A 12,651-nucleotide genomic window follows, 5' to 3' on the forward strand; every position below is an offset into this window, starting at 1 on the left:
TGCAGTTCTTTCCTGATTCTTTTCGGATTGCATTCCCCCTGTATTAATTCGGTTACGACTTCTTTATCCATAATAAGATTCACCAGCGAAATGTATTTTAAGGTGATAATTCGCTTGGCAATCTGATAGGAAATCCAGTTTCCTTTGTAACAGACAACCTCCGGAACCTTAAATAATGCCGTTTCTAATGTGGCCGTCCCGGAAGTAACTAAAGCTGCAGATGCTATGCTCAGCAAATCATAGGTTCGGTTGGAGATAAAATGTACGTTCTGGTCTTTTAAGAATTGTTTGTAAAAGTCATACTCCTGGCTCGGAGCGCCGGCAATCACAAATTGATAGGCCGGAAAATCTTTTACAATAGCAAGCATTTCGGAAAGCATTTTTGAAATCTCCTGTTTTCGGCTACCAGGAAGCAGTGCAATGACAGGCTTGTCATCCAGATCAAATTCTTTTCTAAAGGAATCTTCATCGATATGTTCTCTGTTGTGAATGGCGTCAATTAGGGGATGGCCAACAAATTCTACAGGGAAATGGTGTTTCTTTTCGTAGAAATCTTTTTCAAACGGAAGAATCACATACATAAAATCGACATCGCGTTTGATGGCTTTGATGCGGTTTTCTTTCCAGGCCCAAATCTGTGGGGAAATATAATAATGGGTTGGTATTCCTATTTCTTTTGCCCATTTGGCTATCCTCATGTTGAATCCCGGATAATCAATAAAAATGATGGCGTCAGGTTTGAATTCCTGTATATCGGCCTTACAGAATTTGATGTTATTAAGGATGGTTTTGAGGTTCATGACTACTTCTGCAAATCCCATGAAAGCCAAATCGCGGTAATGTTTTACTAAAGTGCCGCCGGCTTCCTGCATCAGGTCGCCGCCCCAAAACCGTATTTCGGCTTGAGGGTCTTTTTTGAAAATGGCTTTCATCAGGTTGGAACCGTGCAGGTCGCCTGAAGCTTCTCCGGCAATAATATAGTACTTCATATTTGTGAGCGAATTAATTGATATAATCAACTATTGTCATTTAGTTTCCAGCTGTTCAGGTTCTGTATGGCATGATGGGCTGTCAGGTCAAACTGAACCGGAACCAAAGATATATAGCCATGTTTCAGGGCCCATTCATCAGTATCTTCGCCATTGTCCTGATTGACAAACTTTCCGGTTAGCCAGTAATAATCACGTCCTATTGGCGATGTCCTTTTGTCGAATTTCTCAGACCACATAGCCTTGGCCTGTCGGCATACTTTGATGCCTTTAATGTCTTTTTCAGATAATTTCGGGAAATTGACATTCAGGATTACGCCTTCCGGAAGCCCATTTTCCAAAACTTCCATTGCAATTTTTTTGACGAATTTTTTAACCGGTTCGAAATCGGCATTCCAGTCATAATCCAATAAAGAAAATCCAATGGCAGGAATCCCTTCAATCCCTGCTTCAACAGCGGCACTCATGGTTCCGGAGTAAATTACGTTTATGGAAGAATTCGAGCCGTGATTAATTCCTGAAACGCAAAGGTCGGGCTTTCTTCCCAATACTTCATTTACGGCAAATTTTACACAATCAACCGGAGTTCCGGAGCAGGAGTATTCAACCGGAGTTACATCTCCGGGGCTAATCTTGTTAAGGTATAAGGTGCTGTTAATGGTAATGGCGTGGCCGGTTCCTGACTGTGGACTGTCTGGTGCTACGACAACAACTTCGCCAATTTCTTTCATTACGCTAATCAGAGCGCGGATTCCGGGAGCCGAAATCCCGTCGTCATTGGTAACTAAAATCAAAGGTTTCTTTTTCATGAATAATTTTTGTCTCTAAACGGGATGGAATGTATTTGTCTTCCTGTGGAATTTTGCCTTAAAAACGATAACACAGATTACAAAAATAACTTTTTTTAAAGTTTTTCAATGTTACAAAATTGTATAACTTTGAATCTTATAAAAATGTCATTACCTGCAATGATTTAACCTTATCTCTCAATCAAAATCATCTTTAACAAAAAATTATGCGGTTTAAGAAACCGTGGCATAATTTTTTCAGTAATTTAGAACAAAATTTGATGAATGCTATAATGGAGTTTATGAAAAGAAATTATAAGATAGTACTGGTTGTAGTTGCACTTTCTGCAGCCTTATGGAGTTTCGTTCCAAGAGAAGTAAAAAATGATCCCGAGAAAGATAGATTGCTTATTGAGCTTTTGACATTTGTCATTGAGCGCGGACACTATGACCCGGCAAAAATTGATGATACCTTTTCAAAAGGAGTATACAAAGACTATTTGGAGGCGATAGATCCTTCCAAAAGATTTTTCCTTCAGTCGGATATTGATGAGTTTTCAAAATATGAAACTAAGCTTGATGACCAGATTTTGGCCAGAGACCTTACGTTTTTTGATTTGACATACAACCGTTTGCTTCAAAGAATTGAAGAGAGCAAAAAATATTACAAAGATATTTTGGCAAAACCTTTTGATTACAAAAAAGACGAGACCTTCAATACTGATTATGCAGAGCACTCATATGCTAAAAATTCGGATGAGTTAAGAGACAGATGGTATAAGCAAATCAAGCTTTCAACTTTGGCTTCGCTTACGAATAAACTGGAAATTCAGGAAGGTAAAAATGTAGCCGATAATGATGATTTTTCGGATTTGACAACTACAGAAAAAGCTAAAAAGGAAGAAGAACAGAAAAAAGAGAAAAAGGAAATTGAGAAAAAACCTTTTGATGTTCTTGAAAAAGAAACCAGAGAAAGTCAGTTGAAATCCTTAAATGAATATTTCGGATTTATTAAGGATCTGGACAGAGATGATTGGTTTTCGGTATACATCAATTCGATAGCAACCCGATTTGACCCGCATACTTCTTATTTTGCTCCAGACGACAAAGAGCGTTTTGATGTGAGCATGAGCGGTAAATTAGAAGGAATTGGAGCACGTCTGCAAAAGAAGAATGATTTTACCGAAATCACAGAATTGATTTCCGGAGGACCGGCATGGAGAGGAAAACAATTAGAGCCTGGTGATGTGGTTCTGAAAGTAGCTCAAGGTGATAAAGAACCGGTTGATGTGGTAGGTATGAGAATTGACGATGTGGTTAAGAAAATCAAAGGACCAAAAGGAACAGAGGTAAGACTTACCGTTAAAAAAACAGATGGTACCATCAAAATAATCTCGATTATTCGTGATGAGGTAGAAATCGAGGAAACCTACGCAAAATCAAGTGTTGTTGAAAAGAACGGTAAAAAGTACGGTATCATTTACCTGCCTAAATTTTATATTGATTTTGAAAACGCAGACAGCCGTGATGCCGGAAAAGATATTGCCCTTGAAGTTGAAAGATTAAAACAGGCCGGAGTTGATGGAATTGTTATGGACGTTCGTGATAACGGAGGAGGTTCTTTGAAAACCGTTGTAGATATTGCAGGGTTGTTTATTGAAAAAGGACCTATTGTTCAGATTAAATCAGCTGGGAAAAAGAAAGAAATCCTGTATGATAAGGATTCAAGAGTACAATGGGACGGACCATTGGTAGTTATGGTGAACAGCTTTTCAGCATCGGCATCAGAGATTTTGGCGGCAGCCATTCAGGATTATAAGCGAGGTGTAATTATTGGAAGTACACAGACTTATGGAAAAGGAACCGTACAGAATGTAATTGACCTGAACCAGTTTTTGAGAAGCAATTCTATGGGAGACCTTGGAGCATTGAAAACAACAACCCAGAAATTCTATAGAATTAACGGTGGTTCGACACAGTTGAATGGAGTTTCCAGTGATGTAGCCTTGCCAGACAGATATTCGTATATCAAGATGGGCGAACGCGATATTGACAATGCCATGCCATGGGATAAAATTGATGCAGCCGATTATAAAGTTTGGGACAAGCAGCCTAATTTTGACCTTGCCGTTGAAAACAGCAAGAGAAGAATGGAGAAAAGCGAACAGTTCAAACTGATTGAAGAAAATGCCAAATGGCTTAAACAAAGACAGGATGAAAAAGAATTTAGCCTGAATATTGATAAATTCAAACAGGAACAGGCTCAGCTTGAAGAAAAGGCAAAAAAATACAAAGCTATTTCCAACTATAAAAACAACTTGAAATTTACCTCATTGCCATACGAAAATGAAATGGTAAAGAACGATAATCTTTTAAAAGAAAAAAGAGATCGTTGGCATGAAAGCCTTTCAAAAGATGTTTATGTAGAAGAAGCTTTAAATGTTTTAGATGATTTACAGCCAAATGCATCTATTAAAGGAACTGTAAACGTTAAAAAGAAAGATAAGTTAGTGAAGTCATAAATTGGCTTAAAGGCATTTGAATGAATAAATCCACACAATCATTAACAGGAATAGCGCTCCGGAAATTCAAAAAGAATTTCTGGGGCGTTTTCAGTTTTGGGTTTATACTATTGCTCATGCTGCTTTCGATTTTTGCCTATGTTTTGGCACCGGATAATTCAGAAAATGCCAATTGGGGCGACCTGACTATTCGTTCCAAAAAACCGGGATTTGAAGTAAAAATTCTTTCCATTCCCTTAAAAGAACAGGCAGAATCCGGATTTTGGGATTTCTTTTTGGGACACGAACAGCAATTCTCAAAAGAACCGATTTCGGATTTTAAAATTGAAAAAGACAAAATCGTTTATACGTTATATAATGATGACCCGAAAGTCATTATCCAAAAAGAAACCACCCTCAAAGATTTCCCGGGATATAACAGCCTAGAAGAGGCTGCAAAAGACCACATAAAAAATCAAAAGTTTTATTTGGGAACCGATAAAGCCGGAAGAGATTATTTAAGCCGAATGCTGGTAGGTTCACGGGTTTCGATTGCAATTGGTTTCGTGGCCGTTTTTATTTCTCTTGTTGTAGGACTCTTTTTTGGCGCATTGGGAGGTTATTATGGAGGGAAAGTAGATGCGTTTGTGATGTGGCTCGTCAATATAATATGGTCGATTCCTACCTTATTGCTGGTTATTGCAATTACATTAAGTCTTGGAAAAGGATTCTGGCAGGTTTTTGTAGCAGTTGGACTTACAATGTGGGTTGAAGTAGCCAGAGTCGTTCGCGGGCAGATTATTTCTGTAAAGGAAATGCAATATGTTACGGCGGCCAAAGCCTTGGGATATACCAATTGGAGAATAATAATCCACCACATACTTCCTAATATTATGGCTCCGGTTATTGTTATTTCTGCGGCAAACTTTGCTTCGGCAATCCTGGTCGAAAGCGGACTTAGCTTTTTGGGTCTTGGGGCTCAGCCTCCGGTTCCTAGTTGGGGAGGCATGATAAAGGATTATTATGGCGATATCATTCTCGACAAGCCTTACCTTGCAATGGTTCCGGGAACAGCTATAATGTTGCTGACCCTGGCCTTTATGATGATGGGTAATGCATTGCGGGATGCATTGGATGTCAGGAATTAAGAGAATTAGAGGCTTACCGTTCATCGGTTTTTTCATGTTATTAGGTCTTAGTGAAAAAAAATAGTATATTTTTACTATAACTAAACTTAACGCTATGTACTTAAAAATTACTTGCCTCCCCCTAAAGGCTGGATTTTTTCAGTTACTCCTTTTTACGTTTTTTCTCTTATCCTGTAACCTGACCAAAGCCCAATGTGCTGGTGAAGATGCATCCATCACAATATGTAATATTCCGGATCCGGCCAATCAAAACATCAATCTTTTCAATCTGCTTGGCGGGACACCCACGCCCGGAGGAAGCTGGACAGACCTTCAGCAATCCGGCGGACTCAACATTTCAACAGGAATTCTCAATGTTTGGAGCATTAACGAAAGCGATACCTATGTTTTTGTATACACCGTAAATGATGCCTCCTGCGCTGATAATGTAGCTACGGTTACAGTTACTATAGGCGGTTACGCAGGAATTAGCAATCCAAATGCTTCTGCCTGTGATGATAATAACAGTGTCAATCTTTTCCAGTTTTTAGGGAATTTCCCAAATCCGCAACAGAACGGTTATTGGAGAGATGACAGCGGAAGTGGGGCATTAAGAGGAAACTTTCTGGATGCTACAGTATCAGGTTTGGGAACTTTTTCATTTACCTACACAATGCCGGCTATTGGATCATGCCCATCTGTTTCTGCTACTGTTGATGTGACCGTACACCCGGCTCCGGAACCGGGAGTAACATCAGACCTGATTTTATGTGATTCCGACGATATGTCTATATATACCAACCTCAATCTGCTGGATTATATTTTTGGGCAGGATCCCGGAGGTAAATGGTCAGAAGGCCGTACTTCAGAGTTGTCCGGACCGGAAGATACTTTTATTAATGTCCAGAACATATACAATACTTTTGGTCCCGGAGAATACGGATTTACTTACACAGTACAGCCCTCACATCCGGTATGTAACCCCAAATCTTCAACAATCAAAATAATTATCGAAGAACAATTGGATTTCACTGGCTCTACGTTGGTGATAGCTTCTGATATCTGTGAAGATGAAATTGGTAGGGCCACTTTTGTTGCAACGCTCACGCAGGGTTTTGAAAATATCCCAAACGGAAACTACAATTTGCAATATCAGATTACGGGTCCCATTTCCTCCGGTAACACTATATTGGTCCGGTTTGAAAATGGAGTGGTGACTTTTCCTATACCTGCTATTTCTTTTCCTTTTGTTGGAGCCTATACCGTAAGCATTGTCAACATTCACGAAACTACCGGATATAATGCCTGTGACCATATCATTGGCGATATTTCCGATATTCTGAACGTATATCCATTGCCAAAGATTAATGCCGGAACATTGACCATTGAAAATGCCTGCCAGGAATCTGATGTTGAGGTAAGGCTGTCCGGAAATATAAATCTGGCCGACGGCGATTACAGGATTACATACGATTTGGGCGGAAGCAATACCGCATCGGCACAACAGGTGGTCATGACAGTTGTAGGTGGCGTAGGGACTTTTATTTTGCCGTCCAGTCTGCTCAGTAATCCGGGCAATATGACGATTGTTATTACCCATATCATTAATTTGCAGACACTCTGTGAAAACACGGCCTCATTATCCCAATCTTTTATGATATTGCCAAAACCTGACGTTTCAAATGTAAGGGTAACGATTAACGATGTTTGTGAAAACCAACCCGTCATAGCAAATTTTTCAGGATTTGGGATGCTGACAAGTATCCAGATTACTTATTCTTTGACCGGAGCAAATACGGCTTCCGGAATTGTAACCATAGCAGCGGTAAATGGAACGGCGGTGTTTACCATACCGGCAAACCAACTTTTGAATACCGGAACAACAACTTTTACGATTTCGGAAATCGTCAATAATGAAACTTCTTGCGGAGCAGGAAATCTTTCCATAACCGACAGCTTTACGATTTATAGGCTCCCTGAAACTCCGGTTGTAAATAATATGGAGTTTTGCCAAAGCGAAAATGCTACGGTAGCTGACCTGGTTCCAAATGGCACATCTTACATTTGGTATGCCAGCGAGAGTGGCTCGCCATTAAGCAGTGATACGGTATTGACGTCTGGAAATTATTATGTTGCCACAGTTTCTCCTTTTGGCTGCGTATCGCAAAAAGCAATTGTAGCAGTAATAATAACAGATTTACCGCCACCTGTTTTAGAAACCGGCGGACAGAATTTTTGTGGTTTGGATTCACCTGCACCAACGCTGGCCAATCTTTCGGCCAATGTAAACGGAACCGGAACCATAGTCTGGTTTGATGCCTTACACAATGGAAATCAATTGCCTGATTCGCAGGTTTTACAAGATGGAATGACCTATTATGGGTTTGATTCTTCTGCGACTACAGGCTGTATTTCAGAAAATGCATTGGCGGTAACGGTTTCTTTATCTCATTGTGGCGAGGATGAATATGAATTGATGATTCCGGATGGATTTTCGCCTAATGGAGACGGTATCAATGACACGTTTAATATTCCCAACATAGAGTTTTTATTTCCTGATTTTACGCTTGAAATATACAATCGCTACGGAAATGTGATGTATAAAGGAAACCGCAATACGCCCGATTGGGACGGAAGAAGTAATCAGTCGACTGTAATTGATGGAGTAGCCCCAAATGGAGTTTACTTCTACATCGTTAATTTCAACAAAGGCAACAAGCCTGCGAAGCAGGGAAGGCTTTACTTGAATCGGTAATTTAAACGGAACCAGATGAAAAAAATACTACTCCTTATACTTTTTACAGGCTTTTTAAATAGGGCGACGGCACAGCAGGACCCGCAGTATACGCATTACATGTATAATTTAAGTGTAGTGAATCCGGCCTATGCAACCGCTACGCCTGAAGTGCTTAATTTGGGCGGATTATACCGTACGCAATGGGTTGGTGCAGTTGGAGCGCCAAAGACATTTACCTTTTTTGGGCACATGCCGGCAAGCAAAAATGTTGAACTCGGTCTTTCTTTTATTTCGGATGATATTGGAGACGGTGCCAAGAAAGAAAATAACATATTTGGCGATTTCGCTTATGTATTACAATTGAATAGTAACCACAGGCTTTCTTTAGGACTGAAAGCAGGAGTGACTATTTTTGAAACCAACTTTAATGGTTTTGTGTTGGAAAGCGGTACGAATGGAACAGACCCTGCTTTTGCCCAGAATATCAACAGCGTTTTCCCAAACCTTGGAGCCGGAGCGTTCTATTTCACGGATAACTATTATATAGGTTTGTCTGCTCCCAATCTTCTGAATACGAAACATCTGGAAGAGCGGCAGGGAATCAACCGTTTTGGTTCTGAAAATGTCCATGTTTTTTTTACCGGGGGTTATGTCTTTCAGATTAACCAGGACCTGAAACTAAAACCATCATTTATGGCCAAAGCAGTGAAAGGCGCTCCGGGCGTAGTTGATGTTTCTGCAAATGTTTTGCTGTATGATAAATTTGAGCTTGGCGCTTCCTACAGACTCGATGATGCTATCTGTGGTTTAGTGAATATAAAAGTTACGCCCGATTTAAGAATTGGATATGCCTATGATTACACCACAACTAATTTAGGGCAATTCAATTCAGGAACCCATGAAGTGTTTCTGTTATTTGACCTGAATTTTATGAAAAAAGGATATGACAAATCTCCAAGATTTTTTTAAAATGAGAATCATGAAAAAGATACTATATGTGCTGATTGTCATTCTTAATTTTCATAATGGGAATGCACAGGATTTAAAAAAAGCAAATGCTTATTTTGAACGGACTTTCTATAGCGAAGCCATTCCGTTATATGAAAACATTATTAAGGATAATCATAGTTTTGAAGTCGTAAATAATCTGGCCAATGCCTATTATTATACGAATGACCTTAAAAATGCTGAAAGATGGTATCGCTTCCTTCTTAAAAATTATAGTGCTGATTTTGGTGAAGATTATTATTTCAGGTACATGCATTCATTAAAGGCAGTTGGAAAGCAGGAGGAAGCCAATGCTTTGGCAAGAGGCAGGATAGAATATTATGCAAAGACAGATGAGGTGGCAGCGTTCGATAAACAGCTTGCCGTTTTAGAAAATATTGCCGCATTGGGAAACCGTTTTGAAATCAGGAATCTGGAAATCAATACTAAAAATTCAGACTTTGGAGCGGTAAGAAAAGGTTCGGACCTGATTTATGCTTCACCTGGAAAAAGCAAAGTTTATAAATGGAATAATGAGAACTATCTGGACCTGTATGTAATTCCAATTGAGAATGTCAAAAAAGGCGATCCGATAGCAAAAGACTTTTCCAATTCGATAAATACTAAAATGCACGAATCCAATGCGGTCTTTACCAAAGATGGAAAGAAAATGTATTTTACCAGAAACAATTTTAATAACGGAAAAAAGGGGAAGGATAACAAAAAGGTTTCTCATTTGCAGATTTTCAGCGCTGAATTTGAAGATGGTGAGTGGAAAAATATAAAATCATTGCCGTTTAACAGCGATGATTATTCTACAGAACACCCGGCTTTGAGTCCTGACGAACAGACGCTTTACTTTGCTTCGGATATGCCAGGAAGTATAGGCTCTTTTGATATTTATTATGTAGCGGTTAATGAAGGTAAATTCAGTACACCTGTGAATTTGGGTACTAATATAAACACCATACACAAAGAGCAGTTCCCTTTTATTTCAAAAGATGGGAAGCTCTATTTTTCATCGGATGGGCATCTTGGATTTGGCTCGTTGGACGTATTTGTTTCCAATAGTGATAATGGAGAATTTTCAAAACCGGTAAACATTGGATTTCCGGTCAATTCAGAATATGATGATTTTGCTTTTACCATCGATTCAGATACAAAAGAAGGATACTTTTCTTCCAATCGTATTGGAGGGAAAGGCAATGATGATATTTATCAGATTAACGAAACCAAACCTTTGGTTATTGAAGATTGTAAGCAATTGATTTCGGGTGTTATTACCGATGAAATTACAAAACTACCTTTAGAAGGAGCTTTGGTTGTTTTGCAAAACTCAGAAAAAGTAGAAGTCCAAAGAAAAATTACGGCTGCGGATGGGAAGTTTCTTTTTGACGCAGCCTGTGCGTCTGCTTGCACGGTTTTGGCATCAAAAGAAAAATATACGGATAATTCAAGAAGTTTGAAATTATCAAAAGAACGGAATAAAAATAATGATGCTTCAATGGCCTTGAAGTCGTTGGAAACCATTAAGCAGGAACAGGAAACTGCATTACAGCAAAAGAAAAAAGAGGAAGAGGCTGCAAAGCAAAAAGAAAAGGAGTTGGCAGAAGCCGATAAAAAGAAACGCATTGAAAAACTTCTGGCTGATGAAAAAGATGTGGTCAGGGATAAAGACAGGCTGCTGATTAAGACAGAACCCATTTATTTTGATTATGATTTGTGGTATATCCGAAAAGAATCCAAACCGATATTAAACAAGGTAATCGCCCTGATGAAAAAATATCCGGATATGGTTGTCGAAATTGGTTCGCATACGGATGTACGGGGCAATAACAAGTACAATCTTGATTTATCCGAAAAGCGTGCTGCTTCAACAAGAGAATATTTTATAGAACAGGGCATACCGAACAGCCGAATCTTTTCGCGCGGTTATGGTGAAACGGTGCAAATTGTAAAATGTGTACCCGAAGAGTCCTGCACAGAAGAACAGCACGAATTAAACCGTCGTAGTGAATTTGTTATCAAAGGAATATAAAAAAACCGCCTATATTGGCGGTTTTTTGTTTTTAAGACCTTACTTTGATAAGGCTGCTTTCTTCGTTTTGTACTTTTAGCTCCAGTTCTTTGATTTTGACTTCCTGTTTGCTGATTTTGATTTCTTCTTCCTGAACTTCAATAGGAGTAAGTTTGCCCTTGGCTTTCTTTTTATCCAATTTGCTTCTGTTTTTTTCTAAAGATTTTTTTTCATCAGCAAGCTTTGTCTTGGCTTTTAGAACGCTTTTTTCTGCCGAAAGTATTTTTTTCTGTCTTTTTTCAAAATCTTTCTTTTCGCGTTCCATTTCTTTTTGAGCCTTTTCTAACTTACGCTGTTCTTTTTCAAATTCTTTCGCTTTTTTCTCTGCTTCTTTTAATGTTTTTGCATCGGCTTTTGCCTTTTCTTCAAGCTGTGTCTGTGTCAGTAATGCTGTCTGTGCAGAGGCCATGACGGCTACTGAATCTTTTGCCACCAGCGGTGTTTCCTGTTTTTCCTGGGCTGATACTGTTTGAAGTGCAGTACATAAAATAGAAGTTAAAATAATTTTGGCTTTCATAAATAGTCGTATTTTAGTTAGCGATTTCGTTTGCTGGTAAATATAACAAATACCATTCCGAAAAATAAAAATATAACACAGATATCGACGAATGAATAAAAAAACCGTTTTATATGCATTATTATCAGTAATTGTTGCAATTGCTTATTTTTTAAAAACAAATAAAAAAGAAGTAAGCAGTAATAAGCTTCCTGCTGAAATTTCATCTACTGAAACAAAAAAAGATACTGCGGGGTTAGAAACCCGAATTGTAAAAGACAAGTATCTGCCTACTTCTACTACGAATCAGTTGGTCATGCACCAAAATTTTACATTATCCTATCATGAAAAGTATGAACAGGCAGAATGGGTGTTCTACGAAGCCAAAGCCTCTGGCGGAAGAAGTTCTGATTTCAAAAGACCTTTTTTTATTCAGGACCCTTTGGTGAAGACAGGTTCGGCAGATTGGAAAAACTATAAGAATTCCGGCTATGATAAAGGACATTTGTGTCCGGCAGGCGATATGAAATTTTCAAAACAGGCATTTGATGATACGTTTTATACCTCAAATATTTCGCCCCAAAAGAAAGATTTTAACTCCGGTGTTTGGAACAGGCTGGAACAGAAAATACGTTACTGGGCTGATAAGTACGATGGCATTTATGTAGTGACCGGTGGTGTACTGTCTGACGGACTCAAAACAATAGGGCATGAAGAAGTAGCGGTGCCAAAATATTTCTATAAAGTTTTATTGGATGTTGACAAAGGACAATATAGAATGATTGGTTTTTTAGTGCCGCATGAAAACAGCCAGAAACCATTATATGAATTTGTAGTTCCTGTTGATGAAATTGAGCGTATGACCGGAATTGATTTCTTTCCCGTATTGCCTGATGCTATAGAGAACAAATTAGAAAAAAGCAGTGATTATAAAGCCTGGAGTTTCTAA

Annotated in this window: 9 protein-coding genes; 6 read left to right on the forward strand and 3 right to left on the reverse strand. The window is 38.8% G+C overall.

Features of this window, described 5'->3' with window-relative positions; genetic code table 11:
• Both lpxB and surE read right to left on the reverse strand, forming a co-directional pair.
• The coding region (gene lpxB, locus ASG38_RS13880) for a lipid-A-disaccharide synthase (protein WP_235498597.1) at window positions 1–989 on the reverse strand (989 nt) is incomplete at its 3' end.
• A 26-nt stretch (window positions 990–1,015) separates the two neighbouring features.
• Window positions 1,016–1,798 carry a 5'/3'-nucleotidase SurE gene (gene surE, locus ASG38_RS13885; RefSeq protein WP_056072205.1) on the reverse strand — a complete coding sequence of 261 codons (783 nt, stop codon included), beginning with the start codon at window positions 1,796–1,798 and terminating at the stop codon, window positions 1,016–1,018.
• Between the two features lie 260 nt (window positions 1,799–2,058).
• Between surE and ASG38_RS13890 the strand changes: the two genes are divergently transcribed.
• The 5 genes from ASG38_RS13890 (at window position 2,059) to ASG38_RS13910 (ending at window position 11,167) form a co-directional block, all read left to right on the forward strand.
• Window positions 2,059–4,299, forward strand: coding sequence for a carboxy terminal-processing peptidase (locus ASG38_RS13890; RefSeq protein WP_056072210.1), 2,241 nt, complete (start codon window positions 2,059–2,061; stop codon window positions 4,297–4,299).
• 20 nt (window positions 4,300–4,319) lie between these two features.
• Window positions 4,320–5,426, forward strand: coding sequence for an ABC transporter permease (locus tag ASG38_RS13895; RefSeq protein WP_056072213.1), 1,107 nt, complete (start codon window positions 4,320–4,322; stop codon window positions 5,424–5,426).
• A gap of 94 nt (window positions 5,427–5,520) precedes the next feature.
• Entirely contained in the window at window positions 5,521–8,160 is a 2,640-nt protein-coding gene (locus ASG38_RS13900) for a gliding motility-associated C-terminal domain-containing protein (protein WP_056072216.1), read from the forward strand.
• A gap of 15 nt (window positions 8,161–8,175) precedes the next feature.
• Window positions 8,176–9,111, forward strand: a complete 936-nt coding sequence (locus ASG38_RS13905; protein WP_056072217.1) for a type IX secretion system membrane protein PorP/SprF — start codon at window positions 8,176–8,178, stop codon at window positions 9,109–9,111.
• A 10-nt stretch (window positions 9,112–9,121) separates the two neighbouring features.
• Complete coding sequence (locus ASG38_RS13910) at window positions 9,122–11,167, forward strand: OmpA family protein (RefSeq protein ID WP_056072547.1); 2,046 nt, start codon at window positions 9,122–9,124, stop codon at window positions 11,165–11,167.
• Between the two features lie 31 nt (window positions 11,168–11,198).
• Here the strand turns inward: ASG38_RS13910 and ASG38_RS13915 are convergent, their stop codons facing one another.
• Window positions 11,199–11,723: a hypothetical protein gene (locus tag ASG38_RS13915; protein ID WP_056072220.1), complete on the reverse strand. Its 525-nt coding sequence runs from the start codon at window positions 11,721–11,723 to the stop codon at window positions 11,199–11,201.
• A gap of 91 nt (window positions 11,724–11,814) precedes the next feature.
• Here ASG38_RS13915 and ASG38_RS13920 point away from each other — a divergent pair, with 91 nt between their 5' ends.
• On the forward strand, window positions 11,815–12,651 hold the full coding sequence (locus tag ASG38_RS13920; RefSeq protein ID WP_056072223.1) for a DNA/RNA non-specific endonuclease: 837 nt from the start codon (window positions 11,815–11,817) through the stop codon (window positions 12,649–12,651).

Origin of the sequence: Flavobacterium sp. Leaf359 (genome assembly GCF_001423985.1) — a bacterium.
GTDB lineage: Bacteria > Bacteroidota > Bacteroidia > Flavobacteriales > Flavobacteriaceae > Flavobacterium > Flavobacterium lindanitolerans.

Excerpts from the sequence above, each read along its gene's own strand:
- surE (WP_056072205.1), bottom strand. The coding sequence starts at position 1,798 with ATGAAAAAGAAACCTTTGATTTTAGTTACCAATGACGACGGGATTTCG.
- ASG38_RS13890 (WP_056072210.1), top strand. The coding sequence starts at position 2,059 with ATGAATGCTATAATGGAGTTTATGAAAAGAAATTATAAGATAGTACTG.
- ASG38_RS13895 (WP_056072213.1), top strand. The coding sequence starts at position 4,320 with ATGAATAAATCCACACAATCATTAACAGGAATAGCGCTCCGGAAATTC.
- ASG38_RS13900 (WP_056072216.1), top strand. The coding sequence starts at position 5,521 with ATGTACTTAAAAATTACTTGCCTCCCCCTAAAGGCTGGATTTTTTCAG.
- ASG38_RS13905 (WP_056072217.1), top strand. The coding sequence starts at position 8,176 with ATGAAAAAAATACTACTCCTTATACTTTTTACAGGCTTTTTAAATAGG.
- ASG38_RS13910 (WP_056072547.1), top strand. The coding sequence starts at position 9,122 with ATGAAAAAGATACTATATGTGCTGATTGTCATTCTTAATTTTCATAAT.
- ASG38_RS13915 (WP_056072220.1), bottom strand. The coding sequence starts at position 11,723 with ATGAAAGCCAAAATTATTTTAACTTCTATTTTATGTACTGCACTTCAA.
- ASG38_RS13920 (WP_056072223.1), top strand. The coding sequence starts at position 11,815 with ATGAATAAAAAAACCGTTTTATATGCATTATTATCAGTAATTGTTGCA.